15 protein-coding genes and 1 pseudogene are annotated in these 18,758 nt (G+C 60.5%); 6 read left to right on the forward strand and 10 right to left on the reverse strand.

Annotated elements, in window-relative coordinates:
• Positions 1–63: 63 nt before the first annotated feature.
• Both FHS49_RS12995 and FHS49_RS13000 read right to left on the reverse strand, forming a co-directional pair.
• Positions 64–2,376: a TonB-dependent receptor gene (locus tag FHS49_RS12995; protein WP_184019203.1), complete on the reverse strand. Its 2,313-nt coding sequence runs from the start codon at positions 2,374–2,376 to the stop codon at positions 64–66.
• Between the two features lie 162 nt (positions 2,377–2,538).
• Positions 2,539–3,459, reverse strand: coding sequence for a LysR substrate-binding domain-containing protein (locus tag FHS49_RS13000; protein WP_184019205.1), 921 nt, complete (start codon positions 3,457–3,459; stop codon positions 2,539–2,541).
• A gap of 114 nt (positions 3,460–3,573) precedes the next feature.
• Here FHS49_RS13000 and FHS49_RS13005 point away from each other — a divergent pair, with 114 nt between their 5' ends.
• From FHS49_RS13005 to FHS49_RS13015, 3 genes are all read left to right on the forward strand, one after another.
• Positions 3,574–4,341 carry a phytanoyl-CoA dioxygenase family protein gene (locus tag FHS49_RS13005; RefSeq protein ID WP_184019207.1) on the forward strand — a complete coding sequence of 256 codons (768 nt, stop codon included), beginning with the start codon at positions 3,574–3,576 and terminating at the stop codon, positions 4,339–4,341.
• Positions 4,342–4,411: 70 nt separating this feature from the next.
• On the forward strand, positions 4,412–5,938 hold the full coding sequence (locus FHS49_RS13010) for a UxaA family hydrolase (RefSeq protein WP_184019209.1): 1,527 nt from the start codon (positions 4,412–4,414) through the stop codon (positions 5,936–5,938).
• A gap of 42 nt (positions 5,939–5,980) precedes the next feature.
• Positions 5,981–6,955, forward strand: a complete 975-nt coding sequence (locus tag FHS49_RS13015) for a quinone oxidoreductase family protein (protein ID WP_184019211.1) — start codon at positions 5,981–5,983, stop codon at positions 6,953–6,955.
• 5 nt (positions 6,956–6,960) lie between these two features.
• Here the strand turns inward: FHS49_RS13015 and FHS49_RS13020 are convergent, their stop codons facing one another.
• From FHS49_RS13020 to FHS49_RS13050, 7 genes are all read right to left on the reverse strand, one after another.
• Positions 6,961–7,713 carry an enoyl-CoA hydratase-related protein gene (locus FHS49_RS13020; protein ID WP_184019213.1) on the reverse strand — a complete coding sequence of 251 codons (753 nt, stop codon included), beginning with the start codon at positions 7,711–7,713 and terminating at the stop codon, positions 6,961–6,963.
• Positions 7,710–8,702: a cell wall hydrolase gene (locus tag FHS49_RS19895; RefSeq protein ID WP_343052979.1), complete on the reverse strand. Its 993-nt coding sequence runs from the start codon at positions 8,700–8,702 to the stop codon at positions 7,710–7,712. Before FHS49_RS19895 ends, FHS49_RS13020 begins: the two co-directional genes overlap by 4 nt.
• A gap of 186 nt (positions 8,703–8,888) precedes the next feature.
• Positions 8,889–9,269: a PEPxxWA-CTERM sorting domain-containing protein gene (locus FHS49_RS13030; RefSeq protein ID WP_221240499.1), complete on the reverse strand. Its 381-nt coding sequence runs from the start codon at positions 9,267–9,269 to the stop codon at positions 8,889–8,891.
• A gap of 230 nt (positions 9,270–9,499) precedes the next feature.
• Positions 9,500–10,318, reverse strand: a complete 819-nt coding sequence (locus tag FHS49_RS13035) for a CpsD/CapB family tyrosine-protein kinase (RefSeq protein WP_184019215.1) — start codon at positions 10,316–10,318, stop codon at positions 9,500–9,502.
• A gap of 5 nt (positions 10,319–10,323) precedes the next feature.
• On the reverse strand, positions 10,324–11,778 hold the full coding sequence (locus tag FHS49_RS13040) for a GumC family protein (RefSeq protein ID WP_184019217.1): 1,455 nt from the start codon (positions 11,776–11,778) through the stop codon (positions 10,324–10,326).
• Positions 11,775–12,956: a hypothetical protein gene (locus FHS49_RS13045; protein WP_184019219.1), complete on the reverse strand. Its 1,182-nt coding sequence runs from the start codon at positions 12,954–12,956 to the stop codon at positions 11,775–11,777. Before FHS49_RS13045 ends, FHS49_RS13040 begins: the two co-directional genes overlap by 4 nt.
• A gap of 68 nt (positions 12,957–13,024) precedes the next feature.
• Positions 13,025–13,642 (reverse strand): polysaccharide biosynthesis/export family protein, encoded by a 618-nt coding sequence (locus FHS49_RS13050; protein ID WP_246350688.1) that lies wholly within the window; start codon positions 13,640–13,642, stop codon positions 13,025–13,027.
• A 289-nt stretch (positions 13,643–13,931) separates the two neighbouring features.
• On the opposite strand from FHS49_RS13050, the gene FHS49_RS13055 reads away from it, so the two are divergent.
• Genes FHS49_RS13055 through FHS49_RS13065 form a run of 3 tightly spaced genes read left to right on the forward strand, consistent with a single transcriptional unit; the run spans position 13,932 to position 17,764 of the window.
• On the forward strand, positions 13,932–15,488 hold the full coding sequence (locus tag FHS49_RS13055; RefSeq protein ID WP_184019221.1) for a tetratricopeptide repeat protein: 1,557 nt from the start codon (positions 13,932–13,934) through the stop codon (positions 15,486–15,488).
• A gap of 40 nt (positions 15,489–15,528) precedes the next feature.
• The gene (locus tag FHS49_RS13060) at positions 15,529–16,986 is read left to right on the forward strand and encodes an undecaprenyl-phosphate glucose phosphotransferase (protein WP_184019229.1); all 1,458 of its coding nucleotides are present in this window, start codon (positions 15,529–15,531) and stop codon (positions 16,984–16,986) included.
• On the forward strand, positions 16,976–17,764 hold the full coding sequence (locus FHS49_RS13065; RefSeq protein WP_184019231.1) for a WecB/TagA/CpsF family glycosyltransferase: 789 nt from the start codon (positions 16,976–16,978) through the stop codon (positions 17,762–17,764). Before FHS49_RS13060 ends, FHS49_RS13065 begins: the two co-directional genes overlap by 11 nt.
• Positions 17,765–17,776: 12 nt before the next feature.
• On the opposite strand, the pseudogene FHS49_RS13070 reads toward FHS49_RS13065, so the two are convergent.
• A pseudogene (locus FHS49_RS13070) lies at positions 17,777–18,714 on the reverse strand (IS630 family transposase).
• Between the last annotated feature and the right edge of the window lie 44 nt (positions 18,715–18,758).

The raw sequence follows: 18,758 nt of genomic DNA on the forward strand, positions 1-18,758 counted from the left end.
TTGATCTCCGGTCGAGGGGCAAGACGGTTCGATCATGTCCTGCCCCTCGGCTTCAGGGAGCGTTTAGAAGTTCACGCGGCCCGAGACGCCGAAATAGCGTTCGGCATCGCGCGGCGTGATCTGGCGCATGAACGATGTGCCGTTCGGGATGCGCTGGGTCACGAACTGCTTGTCGGTCAAATTCTTGGCGATCAGCGATACGCTGTATTTCTGATCCTTGGTGCGCAGCGTGATCCCGGCATCCCAGATCGCATAGGCGCTCTGGAAGGCGTTGGGATTCTGGTTGATATCGAACTGGGTCCGGCTCTGGTAAACCAGCGACGAATTCAGATTGATATCGAAAGCCTCGAACTCAAGCGGCAAGCGCCAGTCAGCCGTGACCGTCCCCTTATATTTGGGCGCGAACGGCAGCGGCTTGCCGTTGATCGCATCCGCGCATGTGACCGCCGCCCCAGTGGGGCAGATGAATTTGTTGATATGCGCATCGGTGTAGTTGAAGCCGCCGTTCAGAGAGAAATCGTCGGTGAGCTGGGCATTGAAATCCAGCTCGACGCCGCGGGTGGAGACCGTGCCGGCATTGGTGAGGCGCGTGACGACCTGCCCGGCGACGAGATCGAGGAAATTGGCCTGATAATTGTTATATTTCGCGTAGAAGGCTGCCAGGTTCAGCGTGAGGCGGCGATCGAACAGGCGGGTCTTGAGGCCGGCTTCATAGGCATTGGAAGTTTCCGGATCGATCCGACCAGTATCCCGCGCCAGCATGTTGAAGAACACGTTGATCGCCGGGCCCTTATAGCCGCGAGTGTAGCTGACATAGCTCATGATATCGTCGTTGACGTCAAACTGCAGGCCGGCATTGCCCGACCAGCCATTGTCCTTGATCGAGCCCGACGAAGCAAAGGCCGGATTCACGCCCGCAAAAGCGGCTGTCGAGGTCGATCTGCGCGCGAAATCATAACCCACCTTGTCATTGGTATGACGCAAGCCAGCGACCCCGCGGAACACATCGGAGAAATTGGCCGTAAGCTGACCGAAGGCGGAATAGCTGGTGAGCCGCGTCGTGAAATCGGCATTGCCCTCATTGGTGACGAAGGTGGACGCCGCCGCAGTGCAGGGTGTGAGGCCGTTCACCGTAGGCAGCGTAGATGCGGTGCATGAGGTGACCGTGCGGTTGAAGAAGTCCACTTCCTTCGTCTTGTAATAATAGACGCCCGCGACATATTCGAGGAATTGCGGGTTTGACGAGGCAATGCGCAATTCCTGCGTGAACTGATCGAATTTCAGATCACCGCGGTCATGCGAGCGGACATCGCCTGCCGCCGTGCCGGTATTCACATAGGTGGGCGAATCCGAACGAAAATCGCCATCGCGCTGCTGATAATTATACCAGTGGCGATAAGCGGTGATCGAGGTGAGCGTGGCCGCACCCAGATCCACATCGACCTGCGCCGAGACGCCGCTATTCTTGTCGCGCGTCAGCGGATCGAGATCGTTGTCGATATCCTTATTCTTGCCGTTCAGCGTGAGCGGCGCGAGCGAGGGGATGAACACCGCATTGTTGAAGGCCGAGCTGAAGACCGTGCCGATGCTGTCTGCATAGCCATTGTCATTGCCCTTCGAGAAATCCGCGATCAGCGCGATCTTCACATTGTCGCTGGGCTCGGCGATCAGCTTCCCGCGGACACCCCAATGCTTATAGCCATTGACCTCGTGATTGTTGAACACGTTGCGGCCATTGCCATCATAGCGCGAGAAGAAGCCCGTCAGCGAACCGAGCAGACCGTTGGCGAGCGGGCCGGAGGCGCTGGCACGGATGCGCAGTTCATTGCCCTCATAATAAGCCGCATCGAAATAGCCCTTGGGCGTCTCGCTCGGCTCACGGGTGATGATGCTGATCACGCCGGCGGAGGCGTTCTTGCCGAATAGGCTGCCCTGCGGGCCGCGCAACACTTCGATCCGGTCGACATCCAGGAAATCCGATGTCTGCTGGCCGGTGCGGGCATAGACGACGCCATCGATCACGGTGGAAACCGAAGGCTCCACGCCCGATGCGAAGGAGATCGTGCCGACCCCGCGGATGGAGAGCGCGGAATCCTTATTGGTGTTGCCCTTGCGGAAGGTGAGCGTGGGCACCTTCTGGAAGAGCTGTTCCGCCGAATTGACATTGCCCGATTCGAGCTGGGCGCCCGACACCACCGAGATGGCGAGCGGCACATCCTGCAGATTTTGCGAGCGCTTTTGCGCGGTCACGATGATTTCCTGCACACCGCCTGTGGGTTGATCCGCGGGCACGGCCTCCTGCGCAAAGGCGCTGGTGGTGATCGCACACGTTATGACAGCGGTGGACAGCTTAAGGCACAGTTTGAAATTGGTCATTTCTTCCCCTCCGATATTTTCCAGCAGATCTTCGTCCGCTTGGAGCGGGCGCGACAGGCGCCCTAATGTCAATCTGATTAATTGACAATAGTCTTCATCTCACCCTGCAACCAATGGTCATCGCAGTCCAATCGAAAATTATCGGTAGTTCATTCACCAATACTATGACTGGGTCATCAACCCCTGAACCTCGGCCAGGCATGAGGTGGTGGCGCGGTCCACTTCATCATGCAGCCAGGTCACGATTTCCGGGGTCGGGCCGATATCGGGCTCCAGCAGCGCGAAATCGAGGAAGATGGCAGGCTCGATCGGACGCACCACCACACCCAGTCGCGTAAAGAGCGGCGCGCTGAACGGCTCGGCGATCGAGACCCCGAGACCGGCCTCCACAAAGGCATAAAGGATTTGCGAATGCTGCGTTTCCAGCCGGCGGGACACGGGAATGCCCGCGGACTCGAGCGCCGCATCGATCCCGTTCCACAGCGCATCCGCTTCGTGCATCGGGCCGATGAACTCTTCGCCGGAGAGATCGGCGACCGCCAGGCGCTTGCGGCCCGCCAGTGGATGCCCCGCAGGCAGCACGCAGACATATTCGGCGCGGGCCAGCGGCGTGATGCGGACGCCTTCACGCGGCGGAATGCTCACGCCGATGCCGAGATCGGCCTGCCCCAGGAACACACGCTCCTCGATCGCGCGCTGGCCGAGCGATTCCACGGTGATCTTGATGTCGGGATAGCGCTCCTGAAACCGCCGCACCACCGGCGGCAGGATTGTCATCGCCAGCGCCGCCAGCGCCGCGATCCGCACGGTGCCCACGGGATGCGCGCGGATACGGCGCGCGGCCTGGTCGAGCAGATCAAGCCCGGTATAGCTCCGCCGCACCGCTTCAAAGAGCGCCTGCGCCTGATCCGTGGGATGCACCCGCGCGCCGCGCCGATCAAACAGGCGGAAGCCCACGGCACGCTCCAGATCCGCGATCAGCCGGCTCACCGACGGCTGGCTGATATTCAGCATCGTGGCTGCGGCGGTGATGCCACCGCTCATCATGACGGCGCGAAACGCCTCGACCTGCCTCATCCTCATCAGGCCATTGTATATGCGTATGACCTGACGATACAATTCGATTGGATACGATGGCTGCTTTGCGCGATACGAGTGCCCACGACAGGACACGCAAGTCCGCATCAATCGGAGAGCATGATGGATTATCCGGACCAGCGCGCGCAATTTGCGCAAGAAGGCTATGCGGTGTTCGAGCGTGTGCTCGAAGGGCCGTTGCTCGATCTTCTGCGGGCGCAATGCACCGAGGTGATCGCTCGGGAAGACGCGCGGCTGGACGGGTTGGGCGTCGAGGTGGACGGCATCAGCCACAAGGGGAAGCGCTATTTCGCGGGTGAATGCCAGCGCTCCCAGCCCGCGCTCCGCACGATGCTCTATAGCGATACCATGGCCGATATCTGCCGCGCCACGCTGGGCGACGATGCCTATTTTTTCTACGATCAATATGTGGTGAAGGGCGCGAGCAAAGGGCTTCCTTTTAGCTGGCATCAGGATTCGGGCTATGTGGTGGGCAATGGTGGCCCGGCCGATCACAAGCCGTATCTCACCTGCTGGTGCACGCTGGACGATACCACGGTGGCGAACGGCACCGTGCGGATCCTGCCTTTCTCGCAGGCGCCCGCGACGCGTGACGGCATCGTGCCGCATGAGCGCCAGCCGGGAAGCAACGATCTGGTGGGCTATAGCGGCGAGGCGGAAGGCGTGACGCTTGAAGTGCCGGCCGGCAGCGTGGTCGCCTTTTCAAGCCTGGCGCTCCACGCCACCGGAGCCAACACCACGGACAAGATGCGCCGCGTCTATCTGGCGCAATATTCGCCCGAGGCGATATTAAACCCCGGCACGAAGCATCTGCGGCGCAACGCGGTGCCGTTCCTGCGGGGCGGAACCAAGGTGATGGTCGGCTGAGGCGGCCGAAAAGCAATATCGCGCGTCGGCGACCGTCGCCAAAACCCGACCGACGGCCTATATGGCGGGAATGACGACCAACACCATCATTCTCCCCGCGACGACGATCCTCCTCGACCCCGCCGATGACGTGGCCATCGCCATCGCCGATATCGAAGCGGGCAGCCTGCTTCCCTATGGCGACACGATCGCGATCGAGGCCATTCCGGCGGGCCACAAGATCGCACGCCACGCCATCGCCGTCGATGCGCCCGTGCGCCGCTATGGCCAGGTGATCGGCTTTGCCACGCAGCCGATCCCGGCGGGCGCGCATGTGCATGTGCACAATATCGAAGTCCGCGATTTCGCGCGCGCCGATGCGTCCGGGCGGGATTATCGGGCCACCGCCATGGTGCCGCACCCCGCGACGTTCGACGGGTATATGCGCGCGGATGGGCGAGCGGGGACGCGCAACTATGTGGGCATCATCGCATCGGTCAACTGCTCGGCCACGATCTGCCGCGCGATTGCGGACCGGTTCCGTGGCGAAGATTTCCCCGGCATCGATGGCGTGGTGCCGATTACGCACAGCCAGGGCTGCGGTATCGACACATCCGGCGAAGGCATGGACGTGCTGCGCCGCACGCTGGCGGGCTATGCGCGCCATCCCAATTTCGGCGCGGTGCTGCTGATTGGCCTGGGCTGCGAAGCCAATCAGATCGCCGGCATGTTCGATGCCGAATCGTTGGAAACAGGACCGCGGCTGCGCACCCTGGTGATCCAGGATGAGGGCGGCACCGTGGCGACGATCAGGCGCGGTGAAGACATCGTCCGCGAATTGATCGCTTCGGCCAGCGCGGACCGGCGTACCGCCCTGCCCGTCTCTCACCTGACGCTGGGCCTGCAATGCGGCGGATCGGATGGCTATTCGGGGATCACCGCCAATCCTGCGCTGGGCGCGGCGGTCGATCTGCTCATTGCCAATGGCGGCACGGCGATTCTCTCCGAAACGCCCGAAATCTATGGTGCGGAACATCTGCTGACGGCGCGCGCCGCCTCCGCGGATATTGCCGACAAGCTGAATGCGCGCATCCGCTGGTGGGATGGCTATACCGCGCGCAACGGCGGCGAGATGGATAACAATCCCTCCCCCGGCAACAAGAAGGGCGGGCTGACCACGATCCTCGAAAAATCCCTGGGCGCGGTGGCCAAGGCGGGATCGACCGGGCTGATGGACGTGGTTCAATATGCCGAGGAGGTCCGCACCCGCGGCCTCGTTTTCATGGATACGCCCGGCTATGATCCGGTGTCGGCCACAGGCCAGGTGGCGGGCGGCGCGAACGTGATCTGTTTCACCACCGGGCGCGGCTCCGTCTACGGCTGCAAGCCGACTCCTTCGTTGAAGCTGGCCACGAACAGCCGCATGTATCGCGCGATGCGCGACGACATGGATTTCAACTGCGGCGCGATCATCGACGAGGGCCTTTCGGTGCAGGCGGCCGGGGCGCAGATTTTCGATCTGATCCTGGCCACCGCATCGGGCGCGCCCAGCCGCAGCGAGGCGCATGGTTTCGGCGTGGACGAATTCGTGCCCTGGCAACTTGGCGCGGTGATGTGACGCGCCGTTCAGGGCGAATGGCATAGAGGGAGCGACAGAACGATGGCACGGGTTGCGTATATCGAGGCTCATGGCGGGCCGGAGGTCATTCAATGGCGCGACGTGGATCTGCCCGCGCCCGGCCCCGGCGAGGTGCGAATCCGCCAGAGCGCCGTCGGCCTGAACTTTCTGGATGTCTATCACCGGCGCGGTATCTATCCGATCGACCTGCCCGGTGGCCTGGGCATGGAATCCGCCGGGACGGTGACCGCGCTGGGCGAAGGCGTGACGGCCCTGTCGGTGGGCGATCGCGTCGCGACCTTCGGCCCGGTGCGCAGTGCTTATGCCGACGAACGCAATGTGCCCGCCGCCGCGCTGTTCAAACTGCCCGGCGATATTCCCGATGACGTGGCCGCAGCGGCTCTGTTGAAGGGCTGCACGGCGGAATTCCTGATCGAGCGCTGCACCCGGGTGCAGCCGGGCTGGACCGTGCTGGTCCATGCGGCCGCGGGCGGCGTCGGGCTGATCCTGGTGCAATGGCTGAAGGCGATCGGCGCGATCGTGATCGGCACGGTAAGCACCGAGGACAAGGCCGCAGCGGCAAAGGCCGCGGGCACGGATCACATCATCTTCTACAAGACCGAGGATATCACGGCCCGCGTGCGGGACATCACCGGCGGCAAGGGTGTGCCCGTGGTGTTCGACGGGATCGGCATGGCGACGTGGGAGGCCTCACTGGCCGCCACGGCACGGCGCGGCATGATCGTGAGCTATGGCAATGTCGGCGCGCCGGTGACCGGCGTCGGCCTCAGCACGCTGGCGGCCAAGGGCAGCCTGTTCGTCTCCCGCCCGACACTATTCGATTATTATGTCGAAGCCGAGGAGCGCGCCGCGGGCGTGGATCGGCTGTGGTCGATGATCCGATCGGGCCAGGTGACGATCGAGATCGGGCAGCGTTATGCGCTGGAAGAGGCCGCGCAGGCACATCGCGATCTTGAGGCGGGCCGGACAACGGGATCGACCGTATTGATCCCGTAGGAGCGCTAAGGAAACTTCGGTTTGCGCTTTTCGACAAAGGCGGAGACGCCTTCGCGAAAATCAGGGAGCGTGAAGGCCTCCGCGAACAGGGCGCGAGAGTGCGCGTCCTCATCCATCTGCCCCTCCAGGATCCGGCGGATCGCCTTTTTGCTTTCGCGCACGCTATGGGCAGACCCATCAGCGATGCTGGCGGCGAGCATATCAGGCTCTTCGGCGATCATGTCGATCAGACCGATGCGCAGCGCTTCTTCGGCGTCGATCAACTGGCCGGTGAACAGAATTCTCTTGGCTTGCGCTGGCCCGACGAGATCGACCAGCAATTTGGTATCATGCAGCGGGTAGACGATGCCCAGTCTGGCGGGTGTGATGCCGAAGCGCGCGCGCGGCGTGGCGACCCGCAGATCGCAGGCAAGCGCGAGGCCACAGCCGCCGCCGATGCAATCGCCGTCAATGAACGCGATCACTGGGCGGTCCGCGCGGGTCAGATCATGCTGGGCGCGTTCGATCGCAGCCTGATTGGCGGCGCGCCATGCCGCATCTTGCGCCTTTTCCAGCATCTCGCCGATATCCGCGCCGGCGCAGAAGAGCCCGGGCGCGGCGGATTGGAGGATGATCACGCGCACCGCAGCATCGTCCACGGCTTCAGCCAGAAGGGCGGGCAGGCGCTCCCACATCGCTTGGTTAAACGCATTGCGCTTGTCGGGCCGGTCAATCAGCAAACGGGCTATAGGGTAGTGCCGATCAAGACTGAGCGTCACTGCGCCTGATCCCGCACGAGTTGCCCGCGATTCTCGTCTGCGGCAAGCGTCGGTTTTGCCGCGTCGGCGGCGACCTTGCGCGTAGTGGGAAGCGGAGATGGCGGCGTCTCAGGTGCCTTTGGCACTTCGGCGAGAGCGGGCGTTTCGGCAACAAGCGGATCGACCGGCAGCGCCGAGCCATCCTGTGACATCAGGAAACCCTGAAGCAGCGCGAACTTCGTGGGCGGCGGCCCTTCTCCGGCATAATGATTGGTGAAGGCCCGCGGTGTTCCAGCCCCCCCTTGCCAGCGATAGAAGATGTGCGTGCCGACCAGCGCTGTCTTGGCCAGATTGCCGCTCCAATAGGGCACGACCCAATTGGTGTGATAATGCGTGGAGAGGCCGACATTGCGCTCGACAAAGCCGGACAGCGCCTGTTCGGCAAAGCGGCGGGCGCGCAGCCACAGCGCGGGCACGGGCGGCCGCGCAAGCGCGCCATCACAGGTGAAGGTGAATTGGCAGCCGGTCGAACGCTCGGCCCCCTGAAATACGACGCCGCATACCGAATTGGGATAGGATGGATGTCGTACCCGGTTCAGCACGACTTGCGCCACGGCGCGCTGTCCGGTCTCGGTTTCGCTCGCCGCCTCGTAATAAATGGCCGCAGTCAGGCAATCGATCGCGGTGAGGCGGCCGATCGCGGTGGTAGCGGCCAGATCGAATTTGAACGGCTTCGCCGGCGGGTTGGGTCCGGTGACCAATGGGACTGCGGCATTCAGTTCAACCGCCTTTTCGGGCGCGACCTGCTGGAAGGTGAACGTCTCCGGCCCCGCCTCCAGCGCGATGCGCTTCGCGTCCGTCGGGATCACCAGTTCCACGGGCAACGTATAGACCGGTGCCGCTGTGGGCGGAATGAAGCCCCACGCCAGCGTGCCCGCGCACAGGATGACGGACAGAAGGATGAGCCAGAAGGACGGATTTCGCATCCAGAAGGAAGGGGTGTTCGCCATCACATTCTATCACGTCACGCACGCGGCGCGGCGGCTCTCCCAATTGGTTCTGCGCCTGAAAGCGACAGCGATTCGCTTTCATAGCCGCCAAATCGTTAAGCAAGAAGGCGGGGCGATGCCGATGCACCGTCCCACCCCCCGATTTATTTGCTGTCGATCCGCCTTCGATTCAGCCGATCGCAATGATCAGGCGAAACTGATCACATCATTGCGGCGACGGCGGAGGACCGAACCAATCGCCAGAAAGCCGGTGAACAGCAATGCCCAGGTTCCGGGTTCCGGTACAGCCGTCAAATTGATGTTGTCGATGTAACCACCCAGTGTGTCGTCAGTGCCGCTGGCGCGGAAGACGATCTTATCGGCTGCCTTGGCTTCAAAAGGCGCAATCGTTTTGGCGGTCCGATTGGTTGTCGGATCCTGGCCAGGCCGGGGGCCGCCGAAGCTCCCGAGAAAATTCTCGGTTTGCAGGCTGCCCGCAGCAGGGCCACCCTCAGCCTCAGAAATTTCGAAATCGGATGTAAAGATGATCGCGGCGTGGGCGGTGCTACAAGCGAGCATCGCGGCCATCGCCGAGGCAATACACTTTTTCATCCGAAACCCCTTTTCAGCGTTTTGCGACCGCTGAAGGCCAACCCAGTTCGATTTACCTGAAATGGTGCATCGCACAAAAAGCGTATCGGGTAAACGAATTGTTAGGATTTAATCATGGTTTACAATGTCTAAAACTGGGACGGAGCCATGACAGGGCGATGACACGATAGACCGGAAGCCGATTTCAAATTCAGAAACGAAGGGTGTCAATCGCCGTAATATTTGTCGTATTTTCCGCCATAGGCATAGCCATATTGATCGCCGAATCCGCCATCGAAGCGATTGAGCACGGTGCCGAGGCACGGCGTGGGCGATAGCAGACGCATGGCATCGCGGATCTGTTTCTTGGTGGTCACGCCTTCCTCGAGCACCAGAATATACGCATCCAGGCTCTGTGCGATCATCATGGCGTCGTCGTTGGCGAAGACCGGCGGCAGATCGCAAACGGCGATCGAATCATCAGGCAGTGCCCTCATGCCGTTCATCAGTGTTTGAAACTGTTCACCGGCGAACAATTCGGCAGAATTGACGCCCGATCTGAAGCAGGGAAATACCGCCAGATTGACCTCGCCCATGCGCCGGCCGAAGCTGCTCAGATCCGCAGTGTCGCCCTGCAAATATTCGGTGAGGCCCACATCGCCTTGCATTCCGAAATTTTCGGCCAGCGATGCGCGACGCAAATCCAGATCGAAGAGGAAAACCCGCGTATCCGACAATTGCGACATGGCAGCAGCCATATTCGCCGCCAGAAAAGATTTTCCCGCCGCAGGTGTGGCGGATGTGATCCCCAGCAGTTTCCAACCTTCGGCACGCATCCGCTTTGTCACCTGCGAGCGCAGCAAGTTAAACGGACGCGACCGGATATCGCGCGAATTGAAACCGACGATGCTGTTGTTCGCCAGCACATCCGGTTCAATCGCGAATGTCTCCAGCCGATCGATCGCGGGAATGACGACATCGGATGCCGCAGATTTCAATGGATCGGAAGGATCAAAGGACACGCTGGCGGTTTCCTGTATCTGCATATGCTTCATGTGCTGACCGCCGACTTGCGTCCGAAGGGCCAGAGACGGCGATACCAAGGCGCCCTGTCAGCGACTGCCGGAACAATCGTCGGGATCGCGACGAGCGGAAATGCGCCCACGATCGCCCTGACCGAATCCACGCCGCGAACGGGCTTGAACAGCAATTCGAGCCCAAGGATCAGCGCCAGACCCAGTCCAAGCCCTGCCGCATAGCCGCCGGCGATCAAAACCGGACGGTTGGGCGAACTGGGCTTATCCGGCACCACTGGCGGATCAATCACGGACAGGCGTTCGCCTTTCTGCTCATTCTCCATCTTGGCATTGGCCTGCGCCGCCAGGAGCTTGGCCGAAACACCCTGATATTGGGCGTTCACCCCCTCGAGCTTCTGCTGAAGCTGCGCCACCTGCTCCATGATGACCGGCGCTCTGGATTGGGCGCCCAGGATCGTGGAGGCCTGAGCCGCTTCGCGTGCACGCGCCGCTTGAAGCGCCGCGATCTGGGAATTGTTGAATGCGATCTGCGACGCCGTGGAATCGGCAGGCAGATTGCCCACATTCCTTTTGCCAAGCTCTTTGGCTTCGGCCAGGCGCTGTTTCGCGACGATCACATCTGGGTGGGTTTCGGAATAGACGGCGCGCGCAGCGGCCAGCGCGGCTTCGGCCTGCGAAACGGCGGGATCGCGATTGGCGGCGGTGCCCGCCAAAGCCCGCTGTCCGTTAAGCTGTGCATTATCGCGCTGAAGCTGAGCGATCTGCGCATCGTAGCTGCCGCCGGACATGCCGAGCATTGTCATGCCGGTGCTCGAGAGCGCCGACCCGTTGCGGGCCTTGATGCCCGAGATCTGCATTTCCATCTGGCTGATCTGCGCCTGAAGGCCGGTTGCCTGGTCGGTCAAAAATTGGACCGTATTTTCCGCCTGCTCCGCATTTTTAGTCGAATCGATTTCAAGAACGCGTTCCGTCAGTTCCTGCGCCACGGCTTGGGCTTTGACAGGATCGGAATAATCGAATGACATCGAAAATGCGATCGTGGTGGATCGTCCATTATTGCTTTGCTGGATCTGCGCATCGACCGGCGCAACCATCGCCGCGCTGCGCATCGTCTCGACGATTTCGGAAAGCGGCTTGCTATTCCGTTCGTCGGTGTAAAGCCCGAAACGCTGAATCATTTCGATCAGATCGGGCCGGCTCAGCACCTGCTGCTGAATCTTCGCTATGCGCTGATCGATAATGTCAGTCGTCTGCGTGTTCGTGTCGATCGTCAATTGCGGCGATTCAACCAGAAGCACCGCCGACGAACGATAGACCGTCGGCATCAGAAATGCAGCGGCGATACCGCCAAGCATACCGATGATGGAAGGAATGACCAGAAACCAACGGCGTTGCTTTATGATAGCCGGCAGATGTGCCAGGAAGGAACCACCGCTTTCATCCTCATCCCGATCGATTTCAGCACTCATCGCCGATCCCCAATCAATAATCTGATTCCCGCGCTGACCTGGAAATTGGCGCGTTGGTTCAGGAGCTTCTCGAAGCTTTCGCTATAGCCACCCGAAATAAAGCCGGAGAGGCGCTGATTGATTTTGCGATTGATCGTCACGCTGGTCGAGACAAAATCAACGGATCGCCCGGTCTGCCCCGGCACTGTGGTATCGAACAGCGGTTCTGATGCCATGGAATAATTGGCAGAGGCCGAGATATCGCTCTTTTCATCCACGCGGTAGCTATAAGACGCGCCCATCGCGGTTTGCGCGCGAATGCCGCCGAAGGCGGTTGGCGTTGCCGCTCGTGATCCGGTCAAACACAGATTGGAGCGCTCGCCGGCGCGACACGCACTGAGAGAACCCGCGAGCGTCGTAGCCGTGATTTTTCTCGTGAGCGTATTGGTGCGCGTGATGGATGTGCCTATGGATCCGGACAAGCTCCAGCGCGCTGCCAATTTCGTGGAGGCCGTCAGTTGCGGCGAAATGATGATGCCGTCGCCCTGAGAGATGCCGCGGTAGTTACTGCGCGACACGCCGACGCTGGCACCCACCGAAGTCCGGCTGTTCAGCGTGCGACTGTAAGCCAGCGTCTGTCCGAAAAAATCATAATCGTTCAGAAAATTGGAATTGGACGGATAGCGCGTGAAAGCACCTGAATAATCCAGCGTGAATTGATCCAGCGCGCTTGTTCTCAATGCAAATCCGGCGCGGGTCTGAAACGAAGTCTGGCGCTGGCGCAGGCCATTCAGCGTAATGTCTTCCAAAACAGGAGGCAGAGTGGGATCGATGATCCCGCCGCCGAGCGGATCATTCAATAATTGGTTTGCGTTCGACACGGAGCTTCGAAAACCCGCACCCGCGCTGAAGCTCAGTTCCGAACTCAATCGCCGATCATAACCAGCGTTGAGCGCGTAATTCTGCGCCGAGGGATAGCGGTTGAAAAACTCTTCGTGCTGGAGGGAGCCTGTCAGGCGAAACTCTCCGGCTTCGTCCTTCACCGTGACGGTCGGGGACACGGAAACGGTCGCCGATACCGAACTCGTATCGCCGCCATCAAACAGATAGGGATTGGTGGACGTATTGATCCCAGCGGAGACATCCGCCGAAAAAGTGGTGTCCGCCATCGCCTGACCGGGAACCAACAGATTCCACATAGCAGCCGCGCCCGCCAAAAGGCATTCGGCGCGTGATCCGCCCACTTTCGTTTTGAGATGTTTTCGCATCAAGGAACGATCACCGTATCGCCGCTTTCAATCTGCGGGATGCCGTTGGACGCGAGATCCCGGGCGGAAGCGCCGTTCTTGAAAACGCCCGCCATACGAGCGCGAATGGTGATGAGACCCGTCGGCGTCTTGCGCACGATCGTGACATTATCGAGATTGGCGAATTCCGCAGGGCCGCCCGCAAGGCTGAGCGCCTCAAGCAGATTCACATAGCGACCCGGCGTGAATGTTCCAGCCGATCCGACCTTGCCCACCACCGAAAACTGCAACCCCGAAGGACTGCTGACGGACACCGTCACCTGTGGCACCTGACCGCGATACTGGCTTTCCAGCCCCTTGCTGATCAAGACCTCGATCTGCGAAGGAAGCTGACCAACAGCATTGACCTTGCCGACCAGGGGAAATGAGAATGTGCCATCCGGCAAAACCCGGATCTTGCGCTGAAGCCGCTCTTCACCCCAGACATAGACCTCGATCTCGTCCCCGGCATTCACCGTATAGGGCCGCAAGGGCGTTGCCTGAACAGGCTGGGATTGCGGTGCGGTTGCTTCCTGAGCAGAAACGGTCAGGGGCGTTCCGAGCGTCATCGCCATCAGCATGAGGCTCGACTTCTTCATCGCTTGCAGCGCCAAGTTCAAGTTCCTATACCCCCACAAAGTGGCTGATCCTATAGCATGGCAGATGCTGCTTACCATCGAAAAGTCGATGGCAGCCCATGCCGAATCCTGTAATTCCAGACACATCCCTGCTCTCATCGTGCGCCTGAACCATCCACGCTGTTAATATCAAAGTATGAATTTTTTGCCTATTATTTCTGGCTCATATCCCGTTCACCATGCGAATCCGGGCAGGGCTTATGTTGGATGATTGTTGCGGCGTGCCCGCAGAAGAAGGGCTGAATCGCGCATGAAGGGTTGGCAGATTATCGCGGTCGCCGCATTGATCGCCCTGGGCGGATGCACATCCTCCCAGGAAAAGGCCAATGAATATGCCGCAACGGCAGCGGGATTGTTCGATGCTGGTGACTATCCGGCCGCCCGACTGGAGATCATGAAAGCGACCGCCGCGCGCGATGACGTCGCCGAACACTGGACGCTGCAGGGCCGGATCGAACTGGCCCTGAACGCCCCGGTCAACGCCTATCAGGCCTATTCACGCGCGCTCGATCTGGATGCCACCAATCAGGAAGCCTTGCAGATCGTGACTGAAGTCGGCTTTCAGGTGGGGCGTGTGCGCGAGGCGGGGGCTTTTGCGGACCGCTTGCTGGCGCTGAACCCCAATGCCACCCGTGCGATGCTGATCAAGGGTTTGATCGCACTGGAAAACCGGCGCTTGCCCGAAGCGGAAGGCTTTGCCGATAAGATGCTGGCGATCAATCCGAACGACGAAGGCGGTATCGTGATGAAAGCCCGCGTGCTGGCGCTCGGCGGCAAACGCGCGGACGCCATCCAGATCCTCAAAGACGGTCTGCTCAAAGTAGGCGAAGGCGATGCGATCACCGCCACCACGCTGGAAGTCTATCGCGCCGATGGTGATCTGGCCAACATGCTTCCCCTGTTCGAGACGCTGACGGGCAAGTCTCCGAAAAATTACGATTTGAAGATCGACTTCGCCAATGCGCTGTACAAGAGCGGTGACATCGTGCGTGCCCGTATGCTGCTGAGCGCGGTGATGACCGAGCAACCTGACAATCGCGAACTGATCGACAAGATTTCGGCGCTCTGGGCCGAATATGACAGGGATCCATTGTCGGCAGCACAATTGGCGCAGTTGCAAGAAGACGGGTCTCTTATCCAGCGCATGGCCATCGCGCGGCATCTCCTCGCCCAAGGAAGGCCGATGCCGGCGGAAGCCATCCTGCGCCCCGTGGCCGACGCCGCAACCGCCCTCGGAATGGCGGACGCCCGATCGCTTTATGCGCGTGTGCTGGATGCTCAGGGTCAGGCCGCGCGGGCCGGCACGATCATCGCCGCGGTTTTGAAGGATGACACCAACAATTCAGATGCACTGGTGCTGCGCGCGCAGCAGGCCTTGAAGCGCGCGGACGCGGATTCGGCCATCAATGACGCGCAGATCGTGGTCCGGGACGATCCGGCGAACGAACTTGGCTATATCGTGCTGGCTCAGGGTTTTGAGGCGCGAAAGCAAATATGGCGCGTGCGCCAGGTGTATGAACAGGCGATCAACGATCATCCGGAAAACTATGCGCTTGTCGCGCATTTCAGGGATTTTCTTTACCGAATCAATGATAAGGCCCGCGCCATGTCAGTGTCTCGAGAATATGCCCTCGCCAATCCGGCTTCGCTGAGAGGCTGGAATCTGTTTGCCAGCACCTGCGCGCGGCTGAATGATTCCGCCTGCGCTAGCGAAGCCAAAGCGGGGCGCGACAAGGCATTGCACACCTATACGATGGACGAACGCCCAGGCGCCAGGCGGCCTCGCGGCCTGTTTGGAAAGCTCTGATGCGCCACACCTTAAGGCCTGAAGAACAAGGGCAAGCATCGTGAGTGGTTTCCTTCCCGATCAAAGACCGGTCCGCAACAAACATGTCCGCTTTACATCCAACGTCTTGAGATCGGTCGGGATCGTCAACGACGCCTTGTGCTTCATTGTCGGTTATATGCTGGCTCTTCTCATCTACGATATCAGCATCGGCAATTTCTACGATTCGCGGCTGCATACGACTGGCGCGATCGTGCTGGCGATCAACTTCTTTCTCATCCGGATTTCGCGGGATGCCTATTCTGCATTTCGCGGCCAGGGTGACGATGTCGGCCAAGGCACGATGCTCGATTTCCTGGTTGCGGCCACGCTGACCGCGCTGACGATCACACAATTCGGTATGCTTGGCGATTTCTCGCGCGGGCTCGGCATGATCTTCGTGGGGATGAGCCTGGCTCTGTTGTTTTTCAGCCGCATCGCTTTTCGCCGTATCGCCTGGTGGCTGATGGATATGGGCTATATCGGCCAGCGTGTCGTCATCTACGGGGCGGATCGCGCGATCACGACGCGGGTATTCGAACTGCTCGAAATTGAACGCCTGCCTCATCTCAGGCTGATCGGCTTCGCCGATGACCGGCGCAGCCGCGTCGATACCACGCCGGTCTATACGGCTGAGTTCATCGGTGGCTTCGAAGAGCTGCTGAAGCTGGCGCAAAATGGTCAGCTCGATCAGGTCATCATCGCATTGCCCATGGTCAGCCAGGAACGGCTGGATTCGATCGTCGCCCAGCTTAGCGCGGCGGCCATCGACGTGTGCATCATGCCACGCGAAATCCTGGAACTGCGCGCAAGCTATCGCATGAACTATATCGGCTCGCTGCCGGTGCTGAGCGTCTGGCAACAGCCCATGCGCGATCTGGACGGCATCATGAAGGCTGTGCAGGATCGGGGGCTCGCGGCACTCGGCTTCATCCTTCTTTCGCCGCTGCTGTTGCTCACGGCGCTGGCCATCCGCATCGAGAGCAAGGGGCCGATTTTCTTTCGCCAGAAGCGCTTCGGCTTCAACAATTTGGAGATCAGCGTCTTCAAATTCCGCTCGATGTATGTCGATCGGCAGGATGAAACGGGGGCGGCGCGCACGCAAAAAGGCGATGTCCGCGTCACGAAGGTAGGCCGGATCATCCGCCGCCTGAGCATCGACGAATTGCCGCAGTTGCTCAACGTGCTGCGCGGCGAAATGTCGCTAGTCGGCCCGCGCCCCCATGCGACCCAGATGCGCGTGGGCGACAAATATTATTTCGATGCCGTGCAAGGCTATGCCGCACGCCATCGCGTGAAGCCCGGCATCACCGGATTGGCGCAGGTACGCGGCCTGCGCGGAGAGATCGACACGATCGAGCGCGCCAAGAAGCGTGTGGAATATGACGTCTATTATATCGAAAACTGGTCTCCATTGCTGGATATCCGGATCATCCTTGAAACGATCGTCAAGCTGGTGTGGGACCGCAATGCCTATTGAACACGATGCGACACGCCCACCGATCCGGTTTCTCGATCTGGATTTTTCGGCGCTGTCGTTCGACGAGGTTCTGGCGGATATTCGAACACGCGCGGCTTCGCCCCGTTTTTCCTACATCGTGACGCCGAACGTCGATCATGTGGTCAAGCTGAAACCCAGCACGCCGACGAAGGCCACAGACGCTTTCAATGCCGCTTATGACGCCGCCGCGCTGCGGCTGTGCGACAGCCGCATCCTGCGCAGACTGGCCAGATCCTATCGGATCAATCTGCCGCTGGTGGCCGGCAGCGATCTGACCGCAGCGCTGTTCGATGAGATCACGGCTTATGAGCGCATCGCCATCATCGGTGGTGACGCGACGATGCTGTCCCAGCTTCGCGCCGCCTTTCCAGGCCCGGATTATCGTCAGCATATTCCGCCTATGGGTGTGCTCGCAAATGACGCCGCGATGGATGCGATCATCGCCTTCATCCGATCGACGCGCGCGCCGATCACACTGTTCGCCATCGGGGCACCGCAGAGTGAAATATGCGCACATAAATGCTTGCTCGATGGCATGTCGGTCGGCGTTGGCCTGTGTGTGGGTGCATCGATCGATTTCATCCTGGGCAACCGGAAGCGCGCGCCGCGCTGGATGCAAAAAACGGGTCTCGAATGGGCGTTCAGGCTTCTTGCCGAACCGGCGCGACTGTGGCGACGCTATCTGATCGATGGCCCGCGGATCTTCTATCTCGCCGCGATCTGGTCACGCCGGAACAGGACCCGTGCTGACGCTTAGAGCGGGATGACATTACATTGATGCATAGCCAGAGTTAACGAAGTAGTTTGCACACTCTTGCGGGCTGAAGGCGTCAAGCAATGATCCGATGGATCGCCAGGTGCTTTCAGCGGTTCGTTCGGAGGCCTTTCGCAGCAGGTGCTTGAGCTTGGAGAACATCTGCTCGATGGGGTTCAAGTCAGGCGAGTATGGCGGCAGGTAGAGCAGCTTGGCCTTGGCGGCGCGGATGGCTTGGCGGATAGCTGGGCGTTTGTGGCTGGAGAGGTTGTCCATGATCACGACATCGCCCGGTGCGAGGGTAGGCACGAGGAACTGCTCGACCCATTGGGCAAAACTGGCCCCGTTGATCGGTTGATCAAGGACGCACGGGGCATCGATCCGGTCACAGCGCAGCGATGAAGGTCATGGTGCGCCAATGACCATAGGGCACCTTGGCGTGCAGCCGCTGGCCCTTGGGAGCCCATCCCCTGAGCGGGGCCATGTTTGTCTTGGCCCAAGTCTCGTCGATGAAGACGAGATGCCGGGGATCAAGTCGCCCCTGATACTTGCGCCACTGCGCGCGCCGCCTTGCGATCTTGGGACGCAACTGTTCGGCGGGAAGAACGCTTTTTTTTGAAGCTCAGCCCTCGCGCATGGACAAAACGCCAGACCTGCACATAGTCGACCTTGACCCCGCGTTCGGCCAGTTCGGCAACCAGCCCGCGCAAGGTGAAATCTGACTTGGCCCGCTCTACCAGCCAGTCGGCATGGGAGCCTGACAGAATGTTGGGTTTGTATCCGCCGATCTTGCCCGGTGCGACGCTCCCCGTCTCAAGATGTCGACGGACCCACACAATCGCGCTGCTGACCGAAACACCAAAGCGCGCCGCAGCAGCCCGGGCCGAAATCCCCTCCCGCGAAACCGCCAAAACCAGCCGCTCGCGCAAATCCGTAGATATGGGTCTGGACATACATTGCTGGCCTCCCATCCCAGCAAGAAGCTTGAATCAGAAAA

Source organism: Sphingobium boeckii (assembly GCF_014199215.1).
GTDB lineage: Bacteria > Pseudomonadota > Alphaproteobacteria > Sphingomonadales > Sphingomonadaceae > Sphingobium_A > Sphingobium_A boeckii.

Excerpts from the sequence above, each read along its gene's own strand:
- FHS49_RS13030 (WP_221240499.1), bottom strand. The coding sequence starts at position 9,269 with ATGGCCGCGATGCTCGCTTGTAGCACCGCCCACGCCGCGATCATCTTT.
- FHS49_RS13055 (WP_184019221.1), top strand. The coding sequence starts at position 13,932 with ATGAAGGGTTGGCAGATTATCGCGGTCGCCGCATTGATCGCCCTGGGC.
- FHS49_RS13000 (WP_184019205.1), bottom strand. The coding sequence starts at position 3,459 with ATGAGGATGAGGCAGGTCGAGGCGTTTCGCGCCGTCATGATGAGCGGT.
- FHS49_RS19895 (WP_343052979.1), bottom strand. The coding sequence starts at position 8,702 with ATGGCGAACACCCCTTCCTTCTGGATGCGAAATCCGTCCTTCTGGCTC.
- FHS49_RS13010 (WP_184019209.1), top strand. The coding sequence starts at position 4,412 with ATGACGACCAACACCATCATTCTCCCCGCGACGACGATCCTCCTCGAC.
- FHS49_RS13045 (WP_184019219.1), bottom strand. The coding sequence starts at position 12,956 with ATGTGGAATCTGTTGGTTCCCGGTCAGGCGATGGCGGACACCACTTTT.
- FHS49_RS13040 (WP_184019217.1), bottom strand. The coding sequence starts at position 11,778 with ATGAGTGCTGAAATCGATCGGGATGAGGATGAAAGCGGTGGTTCCTTC.
- FHS49_RS13035 (WP_184019215.1), bottom strand. The coding sequence starts at position 10,318 with ATGCAGATACAGGAAACCGCCAGCGTGTCCTTTGATCCTTCCGATCCA.
- FHS49_RS13065 (WP_184019231.1), top strand. The coding sequence starts at position 16,976 with ATGCCTATTGAACACGATGCGACACGCCCACCGATCCGGTTTCTCGAT.
- FHS49_RS13015 (WP_184019211.1), top strand. The coding sequence starts at position 5,981 with ATGGCACGGGTTGCGTATATCGAGGCTCATGGCGGGCCGGAGGTCATT.
- FHS49_RS13005 (WP_184019207.1), top strand. The coding sequence starts at position 3,574 with ATGATGGATTATCCGGACCAGCGCGCGCAATTTGCGCAAGAAGGCTAT.
- FHS49_RS13050 (WP_246350688.1), bottom strand. The coding sequence starts at position 13,642 with ATGAAGAAGTCGAGCCTCATGCTGATGGCGATGACGCTCGGAACGCCC.
- FHS49_RS12995 (WP_184019203.1), bottom strand. The coding sequence starts at position 2,376 with ATGACCAATTTCAAACTGTGCCTTAAGCTGTCCACCGCTGTCATAACG.